This window comes from Pricia mediterranea (genome assembly GCF_032248455.1).
Lineage (GTDB): Bacteria > Bacteroidota > Bacteroidia > Flavobacteriales > Flavobacteriaceae > Pricia > Pricia mediterranea.
On the sequence record NZ_JAVTTP010000001.1, the window covers coordinates 1,717,873 to 1,742,017 of the forward strand.

Consider the following 24,145-nt stretch of genomic DNA (forward strand, 5'->3'; position numbering starts at 1 on the left):
CGATGAAAAAACTTTCCTTAATCATACTGATATTTTTGGGTCTACAAACAGGTTGCGCCCAAAAGCAGGGTGCAGCTTCGGAAGGCATTCTCATCGTCTATCTCTCCCGCACCAACAACACCAAGGCTATCGCCGAAATCATACACAAGGAGGTAGGTGGCGATTTGGTAGCGTTGGAACTGGAAAACCCCTATCCCAAAGATTATGACGCTATTGTAGAGCAGGTGGCCGAAGAAAACGAGACCGGATTTTTGCCTCCCCTGAAGACCCAAGTAGCTATGGATAAATACGATACCATTTTCCTGGGCTTCCCGACCTGGGGCATGCAACTGCCCCCGCCAATGAAAAGTTTTTTGTCTGCTCATGACTTGAGCGGCAAAATTGTCGTTCCTTTTAATACGAACGGGGGCTATGGCATTGGCAGCAGTTTTAGAACGGTCAAGGAACTTTGTCCGGATAGCGATGTTCTCGACGGATTTTCCATAAAGGGCGGCAGTGAAAGGGACGGAATCTTTTTGGCGATAAAGGGGAAGCGATACGATGAAGCTAAAGAAGAGGTCGGGTCGTGGTTGGAAAAATTGGATATGACCAGTGTATCGAAAAAATAAAAACTTTGGAGGACGGCTTTACCCGTGGCTATTTTGATACTAACGCCTTTACCGATCTGGCAGCGATCGTAGGCAAACCCCCTTTGTTCACCGATTGTTTTCCCGCCGGCGCGGTCGACAGCTATCTGGCGCAGCAGTAGGATAAATTCAATCTCGGACCAAAAAATATCGCCAATTACTTACCCTTGCGAACGATTCCTGCAACACTTTCACGATAGGTCTCCCCTATCGACAACTCCTTGTCCCCCAGAAAAACGCTGTTCTTGCGAACGGCGGTGATTTCCGATAGGGCCACGGCATAGGATCGGTGGATCCTGAGAAATCGGTTCTTGGGCAGTTCCGATTCAAGCTCCTTAAAACTGGTACGTACCACCAGCGGGTGTTGGGCATCCTTCAAATGGAACTTTATATAATCGCCATAGCCTTTCATCCAGATGATATCGTCGAACTTTATTTTTACCTGACTGTAATCGGCATTGACGAAGAAATGATCCGGAGCATTTTCGGCGGGCGAGGTTTTAGCCGACTTCAGCTCGAACAATTTCTTGGCCCGGTTGCAGGCCTTGACAAAGCGTTCCATGGAAACGGGTTTTACGAGGTAGTCCACCACATCCAAGTCATAGCTTTCCACGGCGTACTGTTTATAGGCGGTAATGAAGATCACAAGGGGCCTGACCTCCAGGCTGGCGATAAACTGGAGTCCCGTAAGGCCGGGCATCTGGATATCGATAAAGACCAGATCCACGGAATGTTCCCTCATGGTCTGCATCGCCTCAAAAGCGTTCTCGCAGGCCCCCACTAGATTCAAAAAGGGCACCTTTCCGATATTATCGGTCAAGAGCCCAAGGGCCAAGGGTTCGTCATCTATGGCGATACAGTTCATGGGGCTTCGAAGGTTAATTGTAAGGTAACGATATACCAATCCGCGGTTTTGTCGATCTTAAGATCATGTCCCTTCCCATAGAGCAGTTCGAGCCTTCGCCGAACATTTGACAATCCGATTCCGGAAACCTTGTCCTTGGCCTCGTCCTTCTCGATGTATTTATTCTTTACGGAAAACAGAAGCTCCCCGTTGTCCGCCTTGAGCGAAATGTCGATGACCGGATCCGCTATCATTCCCGTACCGTGTTTGAAGGCATTTTCCACAAAGGGGATCAGGAGCATGGGCTCGATGGTATGCCAGTCCTCTTTCATGTCCACATCGAAGTTGAGGTTCAACCGCTTTCCGAACCGGAGCTTTTGCAGGTCGATGTAATTGCCCAGATAATCCACCTCGCTTTTTAAAAGCACCTTATCCTCGTCCGTTTCGTATAGCATATACTGCATCAGGGATGACAGTTTTAAAATGGTCGGTTCCAGTTCCTCACTTTTTAGGCGCACCAGGGCCACGATGTTGTTGAGTACGTTGAACAGAAAATGCGGACTGATCTGGGAACGTAAAAATGCCAGCTCCGTTTTAAGGGTTTCGCTTTCCCTTTCCTTCGCCTTTCGTTCCAGGACCAAACGGTCGCTCACCGTTCGAAAGGCAATGGCGATCAATACAAAGAACAGAAAGGGCAGTGCGTTGTGCACGAGGGCCTTGTTGATTGAGTAGGGAGCTCTGAACAATAACGCTTCAAAGACCAAACGATTGATCAGGAGTATGGCGGCCAACAGCCCCGAATTCACCGCTAGGTATATCAAAATATTTTTGCGATACAATATACGGGGAACAAGAACTTGCGTATTCAGGTAAAAGGTCCCTGCCCAAATAAGGTTCATGACGATATTCAGGACGAGTATCTTACGGGCAAATTCCGTGGGCATCCTGCCCTCTTGCCATTGTAGGGAAAAGATGTAAGGCAGCGAGAATACGAAACCCCAGACCAACAGATGAATGACCACTGCCTGAAATCTTTTAAAGGATATAAACTGAAGTTCCATCTATCTCTTTACTGTTTTAATTGGTCGGACCTGCCCGTCCGGCAGGCGGGTGCAATTCGCCGATCCCCAAGTCGGCCGGGGCCACCGGATCTTCAGGGCTCATTTCACTAATGATGGTCCTTCCCGATTGCCAATATAATTAAAACCTGGGTAAGCTACCTACGGTTATCATTAAATGATGAATGCCGGCCAATGGAAAAACGGCCTTCAACATCGATTAAAGACCGTTTTCCACTAAAAATGGATATAGTGCCCTTTTCTATTTCACGGAGATGGTTTGACGGTACACATTTTTACCGTCTTCTACAACGACCCTATAATCGTCCACTAGCGCATTTTCGAAATTGAAGACTTTACCTACGGTAAAATCGTTCTTGAAGACCAGATGCTGCAATTGTTGGTTGTTGCCGTTGAAAACCTTGGCCCTTACGGTGTTCAGATCATTGTTCAACAGGTTGAGATAGATCCTATTGTCCGATACCGTTAAAACCGGGGTCTGTGAACTTTCCATTTTGCTGTCGATCTTAATTTCCCTGCTTGTCAATGCTATGGCATAGACCACCTTTTTCGGAAAATGTTCCACGGTGAAGTAATACGTTCCGTTTGCCAGCTCCTCCATGTTGAACTTTTTGGAATAGGTACTTTTCGACAGATTTTCGTAATGGACGGTTTTACCGTTCGAGTCGGTCAACCGTATCTCCGATGTTCCCGATGCGTCATCCATTTCGAGAACAAGGCTCTTTGCATCGTTGCCGGTTTTGAGATCGATTTTCGGCTCGGTGGCCATTACTGCGGTTGTGGCGAGCAACAAGGCCGATACTGCGGTACCTTTTAAAAACTTTTTCATGATATCCTGTTTTATGTCCGTTTGTAACGGACGCGTTATTAATGATTTACAGGACAAACATACGGCGCGGGACAAGGCGATATGACAAGTTGCGATGAACCGGAAAAAGTTGGCGGTGAACCCCAAAATCTTTGCGATGAAGGTTTTTTTGCGGCCAAACAAAGTTTAACCGGGTAATCAAAACCGTATTCACCTTTTGTTTGAATTTTGTAACTATCGGTTTGAAATATATTACCGGCCCATACTGTTCAAAATTACTTTTGTGCTTGTAGAAATCAAACAATTGCAAAGATGGACTTCATGGTTCTAGACTTTCGAAAATTTCTTTTGCTCGCTATTACCCTACCGATCACTTTTCTCAGGCCTATTACTTACGTCTTGACGACAAAACGGGGTATTACGTTGTAGGTTTTTATTACATTGGCCAAAAAGGACTTTCCACTTTCCATTTCATCGATTCTGAACAAGGCCATCGACACGCAGATAGTGCCAGAGGACGATTTTGTATGGAACATTTCCTTGAATTATAGTTTTGGAGGGCCCAAAAGACGAAAGGTAAACAGAAAGCCGTGATGGTTTCCTTGATTTTTGTAACTTTTAAACATGAAAACGGTGGAAAGCCTAGAAGGCTTCTATAATCGCAAGTTCGATTTTATTCCCGATAACCTAAGAAAGGAAATCGGGCATTTCAATATATTCAAATTGGAGCCCTTTGCCGGAAAGAATGCCAAGCCTGTAATAAGCGGCGTGATTTTTACAAAGTGATGTTGGTCAAAGGGGGCTTACTAACATAATTCACATGACATGAAAAATAGAACGCATTTTCTGGCTTTATTTTCGGTAGCTTTCTTAATACTGACTAATAACGCGACGGCACAAACCACTGGGGACGAAAAGAAATACCAGGCCAAAGCGCCGAAAACCCAGCCTTTCGGCAAGGAAGCCTTTGAAAAATCCGGTAAAACCGTTTTGAGATGGCTCGGAATGGGCGGCTTTTTCATCAACAGTCGTGGTACGACCATGATGATCGACCCGCTTTTAAAGGACTTTGATATGCCCGTAATGATAGAGTACCCAATCAAGACCGAGGAGGTACCCAGCTTGGATGCGGTTTTGGTCACCCATGCGGACAACGACCATTATAGTGTACCGACCACTAACGATTTAGCCGAAGTCACCGAGACATTTCACAGTACGCAGTTTGTCGGCTCGCTTTTAAAAAATGAGGGCTTGCCCGGTATCGGCCATGACATTGGCGATGTGTTCAAGGTGGGTCCGGCAGCAGTTACGCTCACCCCAGCGGACCACGCATGGCAGAACGCATACCCAAGAACAAGCCCTCGCAAGTTCAAGGACGAGGATTTCTGTGGATTTTGGATAGATACACCCGATGGAACCGTTTGGGCAACGGGCGATTCCCGTCTGATGCCCGAACACCTTACAATGCCCGTTCCCGATGCCATTCTTTTTGACTGGTCCGATAGCGAATGGCATTTTACCTTCGAGGGTGCGGTCAAACTCGCGAACGCCTATCCGAACACTGTTTTGCTGTTGAATCATTGGGGTTCGGTCGATGCACCGGATTTCCCGCCGTTCAATGCCGACCCCAAAGACCTGTACGATGTGGTTGTCAACCCTGAGCGGATCGTTGTTCTTGCACCTGGGGAACCGTTTACCCTTAAAAAAATAAAGAACTAGAAATGGCGATACCAAGATTGTACTGGATTTTAATTTTCATGGTTGCGCTCAATTCGTGTGAACGACAGGAAGATTCCAACAGGACTTTCGATTCGGAAAAGATGATGATCAGAATATCGGAAATCGAAATAGTGCCTGAATATCTGGACGAGTATTTATCGATACTAACGGAAGAATCAAAAGCTTCGGTGGCATTGGAACCCGGTGTGATTTCCATTTATCCAATGTACCAAAAGGAAAATCCGACCGAAATCAGGATATTGGAAATTTACGCGGACAAAAAGGCATACGAGGACCACTTGAAAACCCCACATTTTAAACACTACAAAACGAGAACCCTAAAAATGGTAAAATCTTTAAAATTGGTCGATATGAGTGCCATTGACGGCCAGACCATGCCTATGATCTTTGAAAAGGTGAATTAAAAAGGGCGACTACAGGTGATTCTTAAAACGGCCCATTAACGGAACCTGACTTGATTGTTTAAGGGTTCATAAACTTGGCAATCCCTTGTTTGGTCAAAATGGGATTCGCCCCTTCACTACCCGCCACTAAAGCACCAACTGCACAACCAAAGTTAATTGCCTCTTGGGGACCGTCTTCGTTGAAAAGTTTATAAATCACAGAGGCCAAGAAAGAATCCCCGGAACCCACTGTGTCCAAGACTTTAATTCGATAACCGCTATTGTGGTAAAAATCACCCTTGTTGTATAAAATAGCTCCGTAAGCTCCTTTGGTCACGCAAATGGTTTCCGTGCCGGTTTCCTTGGCTATAAACGCAATGGTTTGTTCCATTGAATTATACGGGGAGCCTAAATAATCGGCAATCTCAAAAAGCTCCTCATCATTGAACTTAATAAAATTCGATTCCTCCATCAGATCAATGAGACGTTCATAAGTATAATGTGGAACCCTAAGATTTACATCAAAGACTTTATATGGGGCAAATTTTAGTATGGATTTCAATGTGGATCTACTTACAGCATCGCGAGAGGCCAGGCTTCCGAATACCAAAACATCGCTATTCCTAACTAAGTCTTCATATGTGTTGAGCACGGGAATTTTATCCCAAGCTACAGGATACGAAATATCGTAGGATGCCACACCTTTATCGTTAAGAATTACATTTACTTTTCCTGTTGGATACTCCTTCTGCACCAATATACCGCTGGTATCCACGCCCTCCTTTATAAGATATCGGATAATATCCTTACCATTGGAATCCGCACCCACGCCACTTATCATTGAAACGTCCATGCCAAGCGATTTCAATCTTACGCAGACGTTGAGCAGCGCACCCCCGATTTTAGAGTAGGACGGGAAATTATCGAAAAGAACTTCTCCGAAACAGACGGCCCGCATTTGACGTTTAGGTTTTTTCATTGCACCTTCCATATTTTTCATTTTTTATCACTAAAAAAGCACGGGAAACAACCGCCGTGCTTTTAAAATCTAACCAACTAACTCAGATTACTGAATTACTTTCAAAACAAGATGTCTAATATCCGGGGTTTTGGATATATAATCCACCTGTAAAGTCGATTTCACGCTGCGGTATGGGGTAGTATTCGTCCCTGCCGGCAGTAAATTGGGCATTGACCAAGAAATCCCTTTTTGTTTTTTCCTCGGTCAGATAGGCATTCAACGTTTCGGCCGCGATGCCCCAACGTACCAAATCGTACCAACGATGGCCTTCCATGGCAAACTCCAACCTTCTTTCGAACATAAGGGCTTTCCAGGCAAAATCCTTTGAGGGGAAGGAGTCATAGGTTGCGATATTGTAGATATCGGTAGCACCCGCCTCAATAGGGCGCTGTGTACTTGCGGCAGCGCGATTGCGAACCTGGTTAATAATGGGCAAAGCCTCGTCCCATCGGTCCAATTGAATCAGTGCTTCGGCCTTCCACAAAAGGACGTCGGCATAACGTATGAACCGAACATTTACCGAAGTGCCGACGAACGGACCCTCTTTTACATAACAGGAACAATCAGGTGCCTGTTGCTCTTTCATGTTTCCAAAATAGCCATATACTCCAGGATCTCTGGCCCAACTAAAGTTATACACCATATCACCGGCTTCGTTGACCGTATTCCGATATTTAAAGGGACGGCCAGGTATCCCAACGGTATGGTCCAACCTGGGATCCACGGTAAGCCCGGCATCGGGAGGGGCCGCACCATTTGCGTCCACGTTTGTAAAGATATCGGCATCATTAAAAGTATCCAATAAGGGAAGCCCGCTGGCATCGGTCCTAAACGCATTTACCATATTCTGGCTTGCCAGATGGAAACCGCAGCAACCGTACAATCCGGTGCCGTGTGGGGAATTTAATCCTGTCACGAAACTTACCCGGCCTACGTTCGTACCATCGTTGATCGAGAATTGTGCCGCCCAAATCGATTCGGGGCCATTATCGAATCCGTCCAAAAAGTTGTTCCCGTAATCGGGTTGCAAGCTTCCTGTGACCTCATCGGCAAAATCAATGACTTCTTGCAGACGCGCAGGGTCGATAGCGGTCACCTGATGTTGTTCATTTTGTTCGTATGCCTGATATAGGCGAAGTTTCGCCAAATAGGCAGCGGCAGCGTTTCTATCCGCCCGACTCACCTGTTCCTGTGATTGCGGCAGGTTATTGTAGGCGAAAAGAAAATCCTCGGCAATGGTGTTCCAAAGAGCATCGTTATCGACATCATTGGAAACTTGCGCTATCTCTTCCTGGGTCAATTCTTCCGTGATATAGGGAATCTTCTTGAAAATCAATTTGAGCATAAAATGGGAATGGGCCCTCAAAAAACGAAGTTCAGCCTGCCTTAAGGTCTTTTCGGGATAGTCCGCATCAGGTATCCCATTTATTACCGATAATGCGAAATTGGCCCTTGAAATCGCCCTGTAAAAATTGGTCCAAGTGCGTGGTGCCATCGCATCTCCTTGATCCGGGATGGTGAGATTGTATTGTTCATATCTGTCGATTTCGCCAACGTCGCCTCGACCACCGCCGCCCTTATAGGCGTCATCGGAACGTACACTGCCATACACCCACTGGTGGGTCATAGGCCCTATCATCTCATCATTGGCAATGCCCGCATAAGCGGCAATGACCAAAGATTCCGCATTTTCGGCCGTCGCCACATTTTCGCTGGACAGCACTCCTTCCGGTTCATATTCCAAGTATTCATCCGAACAGGAAGCAAAAAGCAGTCCCGCCCAAATTCCCAATGCTAATATTCCATTATATTTCATGATGTCAGTTTATTTATTAAAAGTTTAGGTTAAGTCCTATAGAATATACCGTCGGTACCGGTATCCTGTTCACGTCTATCCGTTCCGGATCGGAACCTATATACCCGTCCGGGGTGAACCAAAACAGGTTCTCGCCCTGAAGGTAGATTCGCAATCCGGTCATACCACCCAATTTCCCTATGATATCCGTTGGCAATGAATAGCCCACTTGCAAATTCCGAATCTTGAAATAGGAGTTCTTCCGAAACAAATAATCGGAATTATCGGTGAAATTATTGACCAATGAAAGCGATGGGATATTCGAACCGGTATTCTGGGGGGTCCAAGCATTGAGAACACCCAGACCTGCATTGTCCCTTCCCTGTACAAAATTGTTCCAGAATATATAGGAATCGACCCCGATCCTTCCTGCCACACCGGACCCGAATGCCGAAAAATCAAAGTTTTTATAGCCAAGGTCCAAACGCACACCATACTCCAGGTCCGGTAGTGTATTTCCTATAAAATCCCGATCATCGCTATCGATTACGCCATCACTGTTAATATCGACTATCTTAATCCCGCCCGGTCTCGCATTCCCGGTCTGTACCCCCCCAGTGGGGTGCGCTTCGACTTCGGCCTGACTTTGGAAAAGCCCATCGGTACGGTACCCGAAAACAGCGGATTGAGATTGCCCCAAAATTGAATTCTGGGCCGTTCCGGGGAATGCTGCCCTAACTTCTTCCGGTAAGAAAGTAATCTCATCCTTAAAGGCACCAAAATTTGTAGATATCCCAAATGATAGTCCGTTGTCCCAGGCATTGGAATATCCCACGGCCAGTTCCCAACCTTTTGTTGATGTTGCGGCACCGTTCAAAACGCGCTGTTGGCCTTCACCAATAACGGATGCAATCGGTGGGGTAGTCAATATATCCGTTGTCTCCCTTGTAAAATAATCAAAAGATCCGCTGATCGCATTATTAAAAAAGCCGAAATCCACACCATAGTTCCATTCCTTTGTGGTTTCCCATTTTAGATCGGGATTCGGTGCCTGCGTGGATACAAATCCCGAGGGCAGTGTTCCCGTATTGTTGCCATTAATGTCATAGGCCGTGCCCACATTATAGTATATCTCAAAAAAACCTCCCGTCAATTGGGCCTGGGTGGTGCCATACCTCGATTCATAGAGACCGAATCGGGCAACGTTGCCTATCTCCTGATTCCCCACTTCGCCATAACCAGCCCGAAGTTTTAGCTCGGAAAGGATCTCATTGTCCCTTAAAAATTCTTCCTGGCTGACCCTCCAACCCAAAGTAGCGGCCGGAAAAATACCGTATCGGTTGTTCGCACCGAACCTTGAGGAACCGTCCCTACGTACCGTGAACGAAGCCAGGTATTTATCGGCATAGGAGTAATTCAGTTTCCCGAATTGGGACTGAAGGCTGTACTGTGTCGAGATTCCATTTGTCGTCCGTGCGCCCGTGGCCGCAGAGAGTACAAAATAGGATTCCTGTTCCACGGCAAAATCGTCCGCTTGAGCCAAAATGGTATCAAAATCCTCGCGTATCGATTCGACCCCCAATAAAGCCCCGAAGCGATGATCTCCCAGGACCAAATTGTAGTTCAGGGTGTTTGAAAACGTCAGTGTCGTTAACTTGTTGGTGTCGAATATAAGCCTGTTGTTACTTCGGGTTATAAAACCGTTGTTCACCCTGGGCTCGATATCCTTGCTCTTAAAATCGCTAAAGTCGATTCCCAGACTTGACCGAAAGGTCAAGTTGTCCACTATCTGAAGTTCGGCAAAGACGTTCCCAAAGAAATTGTTCTTGGTGGCGTTGTCCCACCGGTTCAAATACTGCATCAGCAATGGGTTATTACGGTCGGAATACCCAGCTCCCAAAGGCCCGGCAAAGTCACCGTTACTATCAAATACCGGAATGGTCGGTGCCAAAGTTATCGCAAGGCCGGTAGTAGGAGCTCCGCCGACATCACTGGCCACCAAGGTTTCATTGGATGTGGAAAACTGGGTGTTGACCCCAAACTTCAGTTTGTCGTTGAACAGGTTGGTGGTTCCGTTAATCTTTGCGGTATAGCGGTCATAGCCCGTATATTTGAGCATGCCGGTATTCTTCAGGTATCCCAGATTGACCAGGAGCGATGATTTTTCCGAACTCGCGGAAACCGTGACCTCGTTGTTGAATACATAGCCCGTTTCATAGACCTCGTCCTGCCAATCAGTGTCCCCGGCGGGCACATCGGGATTTCCACCTACAAAGGGCTGTACGGAAACACTATTAAGAACAGGGTTGGCAAAATCACCGTTCCAGTCAAAATCATAGATTTCACCATAACCACCCGTGGGATCCGCTCCATCATTAACGGAAGCACGCCAAAGCGCCTCACCTCTCTGAAGCGAATTCAACATATCATACCGTTGTTTTCTTTCGGATTGTACGGACAGGTTGGAATTGATGCTGACCGTCAGACGTTCGCCCTTCGCCCCACTCTTCGTGGAGACCACGATTACGCCGTTTGCGGCCCTTGATCCGTATATGGAAGAGGCAGATGCATCTTTTAATACCTGTATGGATTCTATTATCTCCGGGTTCAGGCTTGCAAAGACCTCTTGGCGTTTTGTCGGTACCCCATCTATTACATAAAGCGGGTCGTTATTGCCCAACGTGGTGATACCCCGAATTAGGATTCTACTGTTCAGCCCTGTGGGATCTCCCGATTTTTCGACGAAGAGACCTGGAACGCGTCCTTGTAAGGCCTGCATTGCGTTACCCGAGCTAAGGCTTTGGCCTTCGATGGGTGCCGTTTCCACCACGGTAACCGCGCCGGTAAGATCTATCTTTCGTTCGGAAGAATAGCCCGTCAAAACGACCTCATCGAGTTGCTGTGCATCTTCCTGCATGGCCACATCGATCCTCGATTGCCCATCGACGGGTATTTCGACACTTGAAAAGCCAATATAGCTAAATACCAAGGTTGCATCCGCAGCGGCATCCTCGAGGATATAATTGCCGTCAAAATCGGTCGTTGTCCCGACGGTCGTTCCCTTTATGATAACGGAAGCACCGGGCAAGGGCATACCATCGCCGGCGGATGTGACCGTACCGGTTATCTGTCCCTGGGCCCATAGGCCCATCGGGGCAGATATCAATAGAAAAAATAAAATTATTGATTTCATAATAGTTGAGTTTAGTTAAAGTTCAATTCGTGTACTTCTATATAGTCCAATAGGAATTCACCGTTTTCAGACGCAATGGACAGGGTTTCAAAAGGTGCGTTGGGAAAGAATATTTCGGTCATTACCGTTTCACCATCATCATAGAAAAGTTCGATGGAAGTTTTATCCAATAGTATTTTTCCCGATAGATTTACTGCATCGGACGTTCTAGGGGCTGTGGAAATGTTATTGGCAAAATTTTCGGAAAACCCTGTTTTTCCTGATTTTGACCGATCTATATAAAAGCTCTTATCACGATGGTCGTACCCAAAGGACAGTTCGTCCCCCTCATTATTGGAAAGCCTCAAAGTGTATATGTTATCCGCTAGATCTGAAATGGAAAAATTGATTTCAGTACGTGATAGATCGGCAGTTTCCGAACCAATCAACTTTACTTCATCCTTTACGGAAATGTTTTCCTTTTTGTACTTGGAGCTTCGATAACCGGAAAGTTCTTCCACCGGTATGGAAATTAGGCGATACTCATCACCGCTCTTTATCAATTCCATTTCCCTGGCCACGGTGGTGGCACTTCTCCAAGTTTCCGTTGGCACTTCGTTGGCATATTGCCAGTTGGACATCCATCCTATAAAAAGTTTTCCGCCATCGGCAGTGGCTACGTTCGACCAGGTTACCCCTGCATAGTTATCCTTCCCGAAATCCACCCAAAAATCGTGTTCATTGACCATGGCGTTCTTAAAATCGGGGTCCAACGTAAATTTTTCCCCATTAAAATCGCCAACGAAATATTGGGTGGCACTGCCCCCGTTCGGCCCCCCGGGATTGATACTCACCAAAAGGACCCATTTTTCTTCATCGGAATCCTTGACCTTTAGTGGGAACAGGTCGGGGCATTCCCATACCCCATTGTGGTTGCCGACACCTTCCCCGAAATCGGAAAGAAGTTTCCAGTCCTTAAGGTTTTGGGAGGTATAAAACATGATTTTTTGACCTGCGGCCAATACCATGACCCATTCTTTGCGAAGGTCGTTCCATGACACCTTGGGATCCCTAAAATCCCTTTCGCCGGGATTTTTGATAACTGGGTTGCCCTCGTACTTTGTCCATGTTAATCCTTCATCCAAAGAATAGGCTATCCCTTGGGTCTCCACATCGGTACCCCCTCCTTTTTCCTTTTTGGGATCGTGGTAGGTAAATAGAGCCACAATAGGAATTTTCCCCTCTTTCCCAAAACCGGAGGTATTCTCATGGTCCACCACGGCACTGCCCGAAAAGATGTATCCCAATTCATCGGGATATAAAGCTATCGGCTGTTCCTTCCAGGTCACCATATCGGTACTGGTGGCATGGCCCCAGTGCATGGGTCCCCATTTACTGCTGTCAGGATAATGTTGGAAATACAGATGATAATATTCGTTGTAAAAGAACATACCGTTGGGATCGTTCATCCATCCCTTTTTTGGGGAAAAATGGAAATTGGGGCGGTACAGTGCCTCCTCTGAATTTGCGCTAATCCTCTCGTTGTCCGCAACAATCTCATTCTTCATATCCGCTTTGTCCTTACAGGCAAAGACCGTTAACATCAATGCCGAGATCATGAATAGTTTGCCAGTTGTGCTTTTCATCTTTTTTATTTTTAAATTTTAGTTTTAGTTATCCTTTTGTTCCCTTAGCGGGAATAACCTTTTCATCACGGTTTTTTCCCTTAATTAACGTTTTACTTAACTCTTCCAATGAAATTCCCTTTGTTTCGGGCATTACAAAAGCAACAAACAACAATTGAAGCAACATCATGAAGGCAAAAAATGTAAATACGATGCCCGGGCCGATAGTGGCAAAAAGTATAGGGATCAAAGAAGGGACCACGGCGGCCAAAATCCAGTGAACCGAACTGCCAAAACTCTGACCGTATCCTCTTAAATGATTCGGGAATATTTCGGAGATAAATACCCATATTACCGTACCCTGACCTACGGCATGGGCAGCGATAAACAGGAATAGGAAAATAGCAACCGACATCCCTTCCCAATTAAAGAAGAAAGCACAGGCTACCAATGAAAGGGATATGATATAGCCCACAGACCCGATGTACATGAGCTGCTTTCTGCCCATTCGGTCTATTAGAAATATCCCCAAAAGGGTAAAGAGCATATTGGTTACCCCTATACCTATACTGCTTAGTAGGGCGGTACTGGCACCAAGGCCTGCTTCCTCCAAAATTCTGGGAGCATAATATAGAAAAGCGTTGATCCCGGACAATTGGTTAAAAAAAGCGATACAAAAGGCCAGGATTAAAATGAATCTATATTTTTTCATGAAAATGTTTTCACCGGTTACGGTAGTTTTATTTTCGGTATTGATCTCCAACATTAGTTGCTCTACATCTTGACCGGGATTAATAACCCCCAATACATTCCGAGCCTCATCTACTTTTAACTTGGACAACAACCATCTTGGACTTTTCGGTATCGTCAAGGCGAACACCGTATAGATACTTGCCGGAATCGCCTCGACACCGAGCATCCACCGCCAGGAGTTTTCGCCTATATTGTTCAAGAGATAGTTGGAGAAAAAAGCGATGAGAATACCGAAAACAATGTTAAACTGGTATAGACCGACCAATTTGCCCCTATCCTTTGCCGGAGCGATCTCTGATATGTAGGCGGGTGCCGCAATGGTAGATGCCCCAACGCCAAGGCCTCCAAGAAACCGAAAGATGGCAAAGGTTATGGGGTCATTGGACAATGCGGAGCCCAGGGCAGAAATCGTATAGAGCACCCCGATCCAAATCAAAGTTTTCTTTCGGCCGAGCTTATTGGTGGGTATGCCCCCGAGTAGCGCCCCGACCACGGTACCCCATAAGGCCATTCCTATAACGATGGCCCCATGAAATACATCGGATGAGTCCCAAAGGGTTTGGAGTTTTTTATCCGCACCGGAGATGACTACGGTATCAAATCCGAATAGAAAACCTGCCAATGCAGCGGCAATAGACCAAACCCATATTTTTTTCATAATCGTAACTCTCTAGCGTTGGTGCTAAAGTATTCGTAAAATAAGGCTTGGTACTTTGATGATATTCCAATTTCTTATGTTTTCGTTAAGAAATCGGGAAAGACATATATTGTTCTGTAAATCAAACGATTACAAGAAAAAATTAACATACGTCAAAAACGTACAAGTATACTGGTGTTACCTTTTGTTTGAATTTGATACGTGCAATTGGTAGAAATAAAATGGGACCGGACAAGAAATGACTTAAACTGATTTTCGAAATGATCCGGGAGGCATGCCATACTTATTTTTAAAAGCGGTAGAGAAATAGTTGGGTGAGGAAAATCCTGTGGCGTAAGCAATTTCGGCTACAGTCAACGAGGTATTTTCCAACATGGATTTTGCTTTTTCCAAACGGATGTTACCGATATAATCGCTAATGCTAATACCCATCAAAGCTTTTACCTTTCGATACAATTGGACCCTTGAAATATTCAGGTGTTCCGCCAAGTTTTCTACCGAAAAGTTTGGATTGTCCAGATTATCCTTGATCAATCTGTTCACTTCACTTAAGAACCGTTGTTCCAGGTTACCGAAAGCATCGGAATCTTCAATTTTATGAATATTACTGGTATAATAGAACCGGAGTTTCTCCCTATTATACAATAGCGATTTAATGGACTGTACCAAAATGGAATAGCTAAAAGGCTTCGTGAGATACAGGTCGGCCCCTGATTCAAGACCTTTTAAATACGATTCCTTATCGCCCATGGCGGTAAGTATTATGGTGGGTATATGGGATGTGCGCAAATCTCCTTTCAAGATTTCACAGATTTCGAACCCATTCTTATTCGGAAGGCTGATATCACATAAAACAATATCCGGGACTATTTCAAAAGCCTTTTCAATGGCGTCCGTACCGTCCGAGAGATGGATGTCATACTCCGATTTCAATTTGCTCTTTAGAAACCGTAGCAGATCCCGATTATCTTCTATGATTAGAACCGAATAGTTTTCTTGGTCCCTCTCAGGTACCTGTACCAGATAATTTTCGTCGACCAAATGTTCCGAAGAGAAATCGATTATGTTGGTATCCACCAAATCTTGATCGGCAATGATCTGGCTCTCATCAAAATGCGCCCGACCTTTTTGCAGGGTGATAATAAACTCCGTTCCATGAAAAGATCTGACTTCAATAGTGCCCGCGTGTATTTCAATAAATTCCTTGCTTACATGCAGCCCGATGCCCGAACTGTTTTTTCTATTGTTCGAACCCCTAAAAAAGGCCTGAAAAACACCGTCCAATTCCTTTTCCGGAATACCGATGCCGGAGTCCCTAAAATGGATAGCAACTGTATCTTCATTGACATGGTCTCGAATGTCTATCTCGATTTTCCCATTTTCCGGGGTAAACTTGAACGCATTGGAGAGTAGATTGAAATACACCTTGTCCATCAGGTTTCTATCGATGAACAATTCCATATCTTCATTATTTATACTTAGTTTGAACGTAATGTTCCTTTTTTTCGCCTCTCGCTCAAATTCCTTGAAGATATTTTTGGAAAAGGTGAAGATATTTGTTTTTGATGCCCGTAGGGTAAATTTGCGATCTTCGACTTTTCTAAAATCCAATAGTTGATTGATGAGCCGTAACAAACGGTTCGAATTGTTGTAGATCAATTCCACTTCGTTCATAAGTCTCAAACCTTTTTCCTTGGCGACATCGTTTATTGATTCGATAGAACTCAATATCAACGTAATCGGAGTCTTGAACTCGTGTGATAGCCATGTAAAGAAATTCAGTTTAGCTTCATTGATCTCCTCGACCTCTTTAGCGATTTTCTCAATTTGATTTCGTTGTACGGTAATCTTCCTGTTCGTAAGCTCTAATTGTCTATTTTTCTTCCGAATGGCAAAAATGGAATAAACGCTGTATAACGCAAGACTAAGAATGATTGCCAGCAACGCCATAGTTATTTTTAATAAATTATTTTGGGAATAGTAGAGTTCTTCCTGCTGCTTGATGGCAACCAATTGATTTTCAATTTCTTCCTGTTGCTCATTGATCTTATCGAATTGGTTCTTCATGATCTCGGCGTTCACTTCGTCGATAATAGTGGTCGTCAAGATGTTGTTTTTGGGCACACTCTCCCCGTTCAGGATTTTAAGGGCCAATTTTATGGCCTCTTCGCCTCCGGTTGGGTATAAGACCGTTGCTTTCAACATACCGTCCTCGACCATCCGGATGCCACCATCCGGGCTATTGAGTCCATCTACGCCAATAAAATGTATAGTGCTTTCTAGCCCAAGGTCTCGGGCCACTTCCCAAGCGCCCCTTATCATACGGTCGTTGTGTGCGAAAACATATTCAATTTTGCTATTCTTTTGAAGCAGTTCCCTAAATTGACCCTGAATGGACTCCTTTTCCCAATCGCCCTGAATCTGTTGAACAATTACGGCATTTTTGTAACTGTTGATGATTTGTGCAAATCCCAGACTACGTTCCTCCGCCGGCGAAGAACCCGCCATGCCTCTTATCTCGACGATACGAATGGAATCTTTGGCATTGGAGGAAATTATTTTCTTAGCGGCGTTTCTACCCACTTCAATATTATCTGCCCCCAAATATGCCGTGTACTTTTCATTTTCCGTTTTTCTATCCACTACGATTACCGGAATTCCAGCATCAAGTGCCCGCTCTACAACCGGAGTAATGGGTTTCGATTGTATAGGAGACACAATTAGAATATCAAGGCTATCGGCTATAAATGCCTCAATCTGTTCAATTTGCCTTTGTACCTCGTAATTGGCATCCCTTATGGTCAAATCGATATTCGGGTTGAGCGATGCCTGCAACTCCATGGCATCGTTCATCGACCTCCGCCAATCGTCATCGGACATGGCTTGAGAAAAGCCGATATGGATGGTATCCCCTTCTTTGCCTGTACTACAAGAGGCTAGAAATAGGAGAATCGCAATCAAAAAAAGCGGCGTGTACCTCGTTTTGAACATTGGCAGTTGTATTCTTTACGTAAACTTAAGCAAAATAGACTTCACACAATCTGACCGAAAAAATGATTTTCTTGAAGTATCGTTCAACCGACCTTTTACGGTATTGAACTTTTACACCTCTTAAACCTCCACCATGGTTTTCAAGATATTTGTATACTTTTTGGTTATACCGTTATTTCTGTGGATAAGAAATGAGAATCCTAAAACCTGACATAAGACTAAACGACTTAAGACGTAAGACTTATACCTGTAAAACCCTGACAAACAGGCGTATACTTTTAACAGTATGCATCGAGGATATTGTTCTTTGTCTTATGTCCTACGTCCAAAAGTCCCAAGCCAGTATAATCTATGATTCAATTCCCACAACATTCGTGGTAGAACCTACTTTTTTAAAATGTCTCTAAAAAGAGCGAAGAAGTTGAAAATAAAAAAATGAACTCAACCCTATTCTTTGGACAGTTCCAAATACAAAGGTTTAGTCCATTTTCATTGGCATTAGACCATCAAAAGGATCACCGTAAGCAAAAGCCCAGCCCTCCGCGAAATAAAGCCCCTTTTTATAGACCGGCCCTCGACCGGAACATAAAAAAGGCCGAATCGGAAAAGAACAAGGGCGCGATGCCGAAGAATATACCCAGCCAGAACAAAGTGTTGCCTGAAGGCATCTTATGCAGCTTGTTCATTTTTTCCAAAACTATGGGCAGTTTCTTCTCGGTGTAGGATGCCTCGCCAGTGGTCTTATTATAGGTGCCCCCATCAAAATAGGTCGCGTTGCCCTCGGTTTTATCCGCTTTAAAACCTCGCCGCTGTAGTGACCTTCGCAAGACTTCGTCTTCCAAATTGGTTTCCAAGGTGCGATTGTCCTGCAATTTGCTTTTCAGGTAGTCGGTGTTCTTCCCATTATTCAACTTTGCCCGTTTTAGATCTATGAGTTTACCACGATAGCTTTTTCAAGCACATAGCCTTCCGAAGCATTTCCGGAAACGGCATCGGCCATATTTTGCTTTAGGCTACTGCCAAAGACCCCGTCCCTCGAATTAGGGATATAACCGGGTCCCTGATAATTTTGGGTAGCATAAACGGTGTCGCAAACATCCTCCGGAATTGCGATCTGCGTGACCAATAGCGATTTTTCGCTACCACTTAGAATTTCCAAATGGATGTGCGGTGCACGCCCCCGATAATAACCTGGAAAGATACTGATGAAAGATACCTTGCCGTTAGAATCCGTGGTCTGCCTGCCCCGTAGAAAATGTTCTTGGGCCAGGTCGTCGCGCTGCGTTCCAAAACCGCCGTATTCGGAATAATTTCCCTGATTATCGCAATGCCAGATATCGACCAAGGCATTAGGCAAGGGTTCACAATTGGAATTCTTGTTCAAAATGGTCAGGGTAACCAACAGGGCAACTCCCTTGCGGTCGCCGATGATATTTTCGCGAACGTAGTCCGCAGGGGTCTTGTTCGGAAAGGGGCCTTTGGTCTCACGGGGCGACACGGTACAATCCTCGGAAACGGACTCCTCCGTCATTTCAGTTTTGCCCGAATTGGCCAGGGCCGTCAGGGCGACGACCCCTCCCAGACCGACCATTCCCTTGGTCAGAAATTCCTTGCGTTTCATCTTATTGCTGTGCCATTTCCAGATTAATGGTCATATCGACCTCGTCCCCTAGCGTGGGCGTATCACCTCCTACCCCGAAGGCCAAGCGGTCCACTGTTCCCGTTAATTTCAATCCCGCCTTTAGTTTTTTGCTGCGCTCATCGGTAATGATTCCGTTCAGCTTTCCTTCTAAGGTAACGGGCTTGGTAACGCCGTGCAGGGTCAGGTCGCCAGTCAATTTAAAAGTCTTTTCCCCGGTTTTCTCAAAGGAGGTCGTATTAAAAGTTAGGGAAGGATGTGCCTCGGCATCAAAAAAATCGGCACTGCGCAGATGGTCGTCCCTTTTTTGGTTGTCCGTGTCGATACTGGCCGTTTTTATGTCCACCGTAAAATCGGGGTCGCCAAAGGATTCATCCGCGGTAGCCTGAATGTCGAATTCCCCGAAATGTCCTTCCACTTCGGAAATCATTAGATGCGTAATGGCGAAACCTACCTTGGAATGGGCGTTGTCGGCCTTCCAAACGGACTGTGCCGTCAAGGTGGCGCAGGCTAAAATCGATACCATAAAAATTGCCTTTTTCATAATGTTGCTCTGTTTAATTGTTAGTATTTATTGAAAAATTTCAGTTAACAGGGATGGTCAGAATTGTTTCTGTCCCGAAAACTCCATCGCCTCGCCCTTGCCGAATCCGAAGCTGATACCGAAGGTTACGAATCGGCCCTGCCGGCTGAAATCCCGCAGATAGAAATTGGGCCGGTCGGTGATGCTCTCCCGGATGCGGGACGCGAATACGTCCCGGATGCTCAGGTTCAGTACCGCCTTCCCTTTTAATATTTTCTTTTTCGCGCCGAAATCCATGAACAGGTTTTCGGAGATTTCCTGCTGGAAGGTGCGGAAGCCGGACCGATAATTTCCGATCAGCTCCACATCGATGTCTGCGGGCAGCTTGACCTTGCCGGTCAATCGGGTGGACCATTGCTCGCCCTTAAAATCGAAGGAAGTGCCCTCAAAGGAACCTTCGCGCACAAAACTGCTGAAATTGAAATCGTTGGTAAACGAAAGCCAGTTGGTCGGCAGATATTTCGCGTTGAACTCGATACCGGTGGTGTTGCTGGTACCTATGTTCTCGGGCCGTGAAATGCTCACATTGTCCTCGAAGGCGACGACACGTTCCACCACCTCTTCGGTATGGCGGTAGAACACGCCCAGGTTCATGGAAAGATCGCCCAGTTTATAGATGCCGGTCACCTCGTAGCTATCGGTAAATTCCGGCTGCAGATCGGGATTTCCGGTGCGGATGTTGAAATTGTTCCTGATGTTGAAGAAAGGGTTCAGGTCCCACAGGCGAGGACGGAATATACGTTTGGAATACCCGGCCTGTAACGAAAGGTCGTCATTGATCTTATAGGAAGTGTGGCCGCTCGGAAAGAAGTTGCCGTACTTTTGGTCGTTGCGTTCATTGGTATTCTGCAAAACGGTGCCCACATCGGTATCCTCGAACCGGAGCCCCAGTTTTACGCCCCATTTGTCGCCCTCATAGGCGGCGGTACCGTAAACGCCCAAGACCTTTTGCACCCACTCGAAAACATTGGTCAGATCGGCGTTCTCGATAAAGTCCGAGCCGTCGAAATCGCTGATGGCAAAGTCGTTCTCCACATCGTTGATCTGATATTGGGCCCCCGTTTCAACGGTGTACTTTTCCGCCCACGGATGGGTGTAGTCGGCCTTGAAGGTATAATCGGCCTGACCGAAATCGGTGCGCGCCCGTTGCAGCATATCGTCGCCATCGCCCAAGATCACCGTGTTCTCGAAGTCCGAGGACTGGTCCTTGGCGAACAGGTTTCCCGTGGCACTGATCAGGAGGGACCGGTCCTCGTTGCCCTCGAAATCCTTTTTGTACTGCAGCTCATAGGCGTATTTGGGATTGGTGGCCGTGGTCAGTTCCCTACGGCGGAAGGCATCCGTCAGGGCATTCCCGGCGTCGAAAATACTGAAAACCGCATCGGAGTTTTCCTTTTCCCATTCGTAGGCAAAATGGCCGGAAAGGGTCAGCACGTTGTAGTCGTCGATGTGGTAATCGGTGCCCAAAATGACGTTCACGAAGGTCTCGTTCTTGTCGCTTTCGCCGATGCTCGTGATGTAAGTGCCGTCGCCAAGGTTCCGGTTTTCGGTCTCGTTGTCACTGGGGAAGGTCCTGCGCCCCACGCCCAACTGGCTGAACAGGTTGAACTTTTCCGTACGCTTGTTCAGGCTCAGCCCGAGGCTATGGTTGTTCGGGATTCCCGTATTCAGGGTCACGGAACCGTTAAGGCCCTTTTTTTCCTCCTTTTTCAGTACGATGTTGATGATGCCCGAAGTGCCCTCCGCATCGTATTTCGCGGACGGGTTGGTGATCACCTCGATACGCTCGATCATATCGGCGGTCAAGGTACCTAGGGCGTTGCCCTGTTCACTGGCAATGGCCGAGGGTTTCCCGTTGATGAGCATCTGTACGCCCTGGCTGCCCCGCAGGCTGACCGTTCCCTCGATGTTTACGTTGACGGAAGGTACGTTGTTCAACACTTCCAGGGCACTGGCACCCGTACTGCTGAGGTCGGTCCCTACGTTGAAGATCCGTTTGTCGAGCTTGAACTGGGTCTGGGAAACCTGACCCTCGACCACTACCTCGTCCAATTGTTGTGAATCTTCGGAAAGGCTTACCGTTCCCAAATCGATGATACCGTTGACGGCAGCAGGGTCTTCAATGGTCCGGGGCGCAAATCCGATAAAACTTACCTCGATGTAAAAATCGGAAGCATCCGTTTCCAGGGTAAACGAGCCATCCTCCAGTGTGGTGGTGCCCGTAATCGGTTCTTGGGTGGCCGGATCGCCAACGAGCACCGTGGCGAATTCGATGGGGCTTCCCCCGCTTTCGATAATCTTCCCCGTGATGGTCACGGAACCGTTTTGGGCAAAAATAATAATGCCGTTAAATAGGAAAAATAACATGAATACGGGATATATTCTTTTCAAATGCATGGTGTTGTCCGTTATGATATCGTGGTCCAAAGATGCACTATCCAATATAGAACGGGAAGCAATTTTCCGTGAACGACAAAAACAACGCAGCGAACGACATTTCGCCTTAGAATTGTCGTTCACACCCCAAAATCCGTTGATGGGGGATTAACGTTATCCCTCCAGACCATAAAACCGTAATTTTGGGGGATGGCCAATAAATTCACATGGAGCAAAAGCGTTTCGGCGGAAGTATTCTTTCAGGTACTGCTGCATGTGGTGCTGTTCCTTTTCTTTTCGTTCGATAAGCACAACCATGAAATACAGCCATTTCAGGTCGCTTATTTTATCAATTATGCCTTCGGGGCCTTTATTATCAACTACGTGTTATTGCCCCGGTTTTTTTACCGGAAAAAGTATCTGTTGTTTTTTATTTCATTGGTGCTGGTCATTGCTTTCGTTATTTCGATCGAGGAATTCGTTTTGGAAAAAATCTATTTCGCCGATAGCCGTGGCCAAGGTTTCCCCGGTCTGTTTTTCACACTATTGGAGGTCATGCCCCTAATTACGATTCTCTGTGGATTTAAATTTGCCTGGGATGCCATGAAAAAACAGCATGAAGTGGATACTTTAAGCGCCATGGTCAAGGAAAGCGAGCTGCAATACCTGAAATCGCAGATCAATCCGCATTTTCTCTTCAACAACCTGAACAATCTGTATTCCTACGCCATCGATAATTCCCCCAAAACGCCTTCCATTATTTTGGAACTTTCTTCCGTATTGCGCTATATGCTGTATGACTGCAGGGAGGATTTTGTGCCGTTGGCCAAGGAAATCGAGCACCTTAAGAACTTTACCCAGCTGAGCGAACTGCAGATCGAGGATCGGGGAAAAGTGGAATTCAATGCCGATAATATCCCATCGGGATACCAGATCGCGCCTTTGATATTGAACGTTTTTGTCGAAAACGCCTTTAAGCACAGTACGGCCAGCCAATCGGAGGATATTTCGATAGAGATTCAAATCCATGTAACCGAAAATGGCATGTTGGAGTTTGCATGTGTCAATTCCTTCCAGCCGCAAACCAATACGGATGACCTTTCCCATGGTATCGGGTTGCAGAACGTGAAAAAACGCCTGCAATGGATCTATCCCAACGCACACACACTTTCGATACAGGAAACCGATTCGTTATATTCGGTACGACTGAACATCGAACTAAAAAAGGGAACCGTATGATCCGTTGCATCATCATCGAAGACCAGCCTCCGGCACAGCGCGTACTGCAAAAGTTCATCGGCGATGTGGAGAGCTTGGAACTCAAGGCCACCTTCGCAGATGCCCTAAAGGCGATGGATTTTCTAAAGTCCGAACCCATCGACCTGATTTTCCTCGATATCCATCTGCCCAAGATTTCCGGTATCGCTTTCCTGAAAGCATTGCCGAACAAACCCCATGTGATCTTGACCACGGCCTTTTCGGAATATGCCCTGGAAAGCTATGAATATCAGGTAGTGGACTATCTGCTAAAACCCTTTTCGTTCGAGCGGTTTGTAAAGGCGGTCTCGAAGGTACCGGCCGCCAGGGTCGCACTGCATAAGGAAAAAATTGTGCCCGAAAACAATTCCACACCGGAAATCCTCTTTATCAAATCCGGTTATGAGCATCTTAGGATCTCTATCGAGGACATCCTATTTATCCGATCGGAAGCGGACTATACCGAAATTTTTACTCCCGAAAAAAAGCACCTAACCTCACATTCCCTAAAGTATTGGTCGCAGACCCTGCCCTCCGGTCAATTTACGCAAGTGCATAAATCCTACATCGTGAATACCCGAAGGATTCTAAAGGTTTCGGGCAACAGCATCTTCTTTGATAAAGATACATTCGTACCGATTGGACGGGCGTTTAAAGAGGAGTTTGTAGAGGGCTATTTGAAGTGATTGGTGTTTAATGCCCAATAGCAGTTTCATAAACCGCAAATGCTATAAACTCGCCTAGAGCTTTTGTTTGGAACCGAAAACTTCGGATTATGTTTCCTAAAGTGGGCTT

General features: G+C 46.1%; 21 protein-coding genes. 7 read left to right on the plus strand and 14 right to left on the minus strand.

Annotated features, from left to right (window positions below):
* Window positions 1–35: 35 nt before the first annotated feature.
* Window positions 36–608 carry a flavodoxin gene (locus tag RQM65_RS07135; RefSeq protein ID WP_314013748.1) on the plus strand — a complete coding sequence of 191 codons (573 nt, stop codon included), beginning with the start codon at window positions 36–38 and terminating at the stop codon, window positions 606–608.
* Window positions 609–613: 5 nt separating this feature from the next.
* Window positions 614–748, plus strand: a complete 135-nt coding sequence (locus tag RQM65_RS07140) for a hypothetical protein (RefSeq protein WP_314013751.1) — start codon at window positions 614–616, stop codon at window positions 746–748.
* 35 nt (window positions 749–783) lie between these two features.
* On the opposite strand, the gene RQM65_RS07145 is transcribed toward RQM65_RS07140, so the two are convergent.
* From RQM65_RS07145 to RQM65_RS07160, 4 genes are all read right to left on the minus strand, one after another.
* Window positions 784–1,491: a LytR/AlgR family response regulator transcription factor gene (locus RQM65_RS07145; protein ID WP_314013752.1), complete on the minus strand. Its 708-nt coding sequence runs from the start codon at window positions 1,489–1,491 to the stop codon at window positions 784–786.
* Window positions 1,488–2,531 carry a sensor histidine kinase gene (locus RQM65_RS07150; protein ID WP_314013754.1) on the minus strand — a complete coding sequence of 348 codons (1,044 nt, stop codon included), beginning with the start codon at window positions 2,529–2,531 and terminating at the stop codon, window positions 1,488–1,490. The genes RQM65_RS07145 and RQM65_RS07150 overlap by 4 nt, the downstream gene beginning before the upstream one ends.
* Before the next feature lie 259 nt (window positions 2,532–2,790).
* Window positions 2,791–3,378 (minus strand): T9SS type A sorting domain-containing protein, encoded by a 588-nt coding sequence (locus tag RQM65_RS07155; RefSeq protein ID WP_314013755.1) that lies wholly within the window; start codon window positions 3,376–3,378, stop codon window positions 2,791–2,793.
* Between the two features lie 371 nt (window positions 3,379–3,749).
* Window positions 3,750–3,893: a hypothetical protein gene (locus RQM65_RS07160; protein ID WP_314013757.1), complete on the minus strand. Its 144-nt coding sequence runs from the start codon at window positions 3,891–3,893 to the stop codon at window positions 3,750–3,752.
* Between the two features lie 88 nt (window positions 3,894–3,981).
* On the opposite strand from RQM65_RS07160, the gene RQM65_RS07165 reads away from it, so the two are divergent.
* The 3 genes from RQM65_RS07165 to RQM65_RS07175 are packed head-to-tail and all read left to right on the plus strand — an operon-like array spanning window position 3,982 to window position 5,501.
* Window positions 3,982–4,143: a hypothetical protein gene (locus tag RQM65_RS07165; protein WP_314013759.1), complete on the plus strand. Its 162-nt coding sequence runs from the start codon at window positions 3,982–3,984 to the stop codon at window positions 4,141–4,143.
* A gap of 39 nt (window positions 4,144–4,182) precedes the next feature.
* The gene (locus tag RQM65_RS07170; protein ID WP_314013761.1) at window positions 4,183–5,076 is read left to right on the plus strand and encodes an MBL fold metallo-hydrolase; all 894 of its coding nucleotides are present in this window, start codon (window positions 4,183–4,185) and stop codon (window positions 5,074–5,076) included.
* A gap of 2 nt (window positions 5,077–5,078) precedes the next feature.
* A complete protein-coding gene (locus tag RQM65_RS07175) occupies window positions 5,079–5,501 on the plus strand; it encodes a putative quinol monooxygenase (RefSeq protein WP_314013763.1) in 423 nt (140 codons plus the stop codon).
* Window positions 5,502–5,559: 58 nt separating this feature from the next.
* Here the strand turns inward: RQM65_RS07175 and RQM65_RS07180 are convergent, their stop codons facing one another.
* From RQM65_RS07180 to RQM65_RS07225, 10 genes are all read right to left on the minus strand, one after another.
* Window positions 5,560–6,480: a carbohydrate kinase family protein gene (locus RQM65_RS07180; RefSeq protein WP_314013764.1), complete on the minus strand. Its 921-nt coding sequence runs from the start codon at window positions 6,478–6,480 to the stop codon at window positions 5,560–5,562.
* A 94-nt stretch (window positions 6,481–6,574) separates the two neighbouring features.
* Window positions 6,575–8,317, minus strand: a complete 1,743-nt coding sequence (locus RQM65_RS07185; protein ID WP_314013766.1) for a RagB/SusD family nutrient uptake outer membrane protein — start codon at window positions 8,315–8,317, stop codon at window positions 6,575–6,577.
* A gap of 16 nt (window positions 8,318–8,333) precedes the next feature.
* A complete protein-coding gene (locus RQM65_RS07190; RefSeq protein WP_314013767.1) occupies window positions 8,334–11,489 on the minus strand; it encodes a SusC/RagA family TonB-linked outer membrane protein in 3,156 nt (1,051 codons plus the stop codon).
* An 11-nt stretch (window positions 11,490–11,500) separates the two neighbouring features.
* On the minus strand, window positions 11,501–13,114 hold the full coding sequence (locus tag RQM65_RS07195; protein ID WP_314013769.1) for a glycoside hydrolase family 32 protein: 1,614 nt from the start codon (window positions 13,112–13,114) through the stop codon (window positions 11,501–11,503).
* A gap of 28 nt (window positions 13,115–13,142) precedes the next feature.
* Window positions 13,143–14,504 carry a sugar porter family MFS transporter gene (locus RQM65_RS07200; RefSeq protein WP_314013770.1) on the minus strand — a complete coding sequence of 454 codons (1,362 nt, stop codon included), beginning with the start codon at window positions 14,502–14,504 and terminating at the stop codon, window positions 13,143–13,145.
* Window positions 14,505–14,747: 243 nt separating this feature from the next.
* Window positions 14,748–17,495 (minus strand): substrate-binding domain-containing protein, encoded by a 2,748-nt coding sequence (locus RQM65_RS07205; protein ID WP_314013772.1) that lies wholly within the window; start codon window positions 17,493–17,495, stop codon window positions 14,748–14,750.
* 560 nt (window positions 17,496–18,055) lie between these two features.
* Window positions 18,056–18,406 (minus strand): hypothetical protein, encoded by a 351-nt coding sequence (locus tag RQM65_RS07210; protein WP_314013774.1) that lies wholly within the window; start codon window positions 18,404–18,406, stop codon window positions 18,056–18,058.
* Between the two features lie 17 nt (window positions 18,407–18,423).
* A complete protein-coding gene (locus RQM65_RS07215) occupies window positions 18,424–19,116 on the minus strand; it encodes a dioxygenase family protein (RefSeq protein ID WP_314013776.1) in 693 nt (230 codons plus the stop codon).
* Window position 19,117: 1 nt separating this feature from the next.
* On the minus strand, window positions 19,118–19,678 hold the full coding sequence (locus RQM65_RS07220; protein WP_314013778.1) for a YceI family protein: 561 nt from the start codon (window positions 19,676–19,678) through the stop codon (window positions 19,118–19,120).
* A 57-nt stretch (window positions 19,679–19,735) separates the two neighbouring features.
* Window positions 19,736–22,084: a TonB-dependent receptor domain-containing protein gene (locus tag RQM65_RS07225; protein WP_314013779.1), complete on the minus strand. Its 2,349-nt coding sequence runs from the start codon at window positions 22,082–22,084 to the stop codon at window positions 19,736–19,738.
* A 219-nt stretch (window positions 22,085–22,303) separates the two neighbouring features.
* On the opposite strand from RQM65_RS07225, the gene RQM65_RS07230 reads away from it, so the two are divergent.
* Both RQM65_RS07230 and RQM65_RS07235 read left to right on the plus strand, forming a co-directional pair.
* The gene (locus RQM65_RS07230) at window positions 22,304–23,332 is read left to right on the plus strand and encodes a sensor histidine kinase (protein WP_314013781.1); all 1,029 of its coding nucleotides are present in this window, start codon (window positions 22,304–22,306) and stop codon (window positions 23,330–23,332) included.
* Window positions 23,329–24,036 (plus strand): LytR/AlgR family response regulator transcription factor, encoded by a 708-nt coding sequence (locus RQM65_RS07235; protein ID WP_314013782.1) that lies wholly within the window; start codon window positions 23,329–23,331, stop codon window positions 24,034–24,036. Before RQM65_RS07230 ends, RQM65_RS07235 begins: the two co-directional genes overlap by 4 nt.
* The last annotated feature ends 109 nt before the right edge of the window (window positions 24,037–24,145 follow it).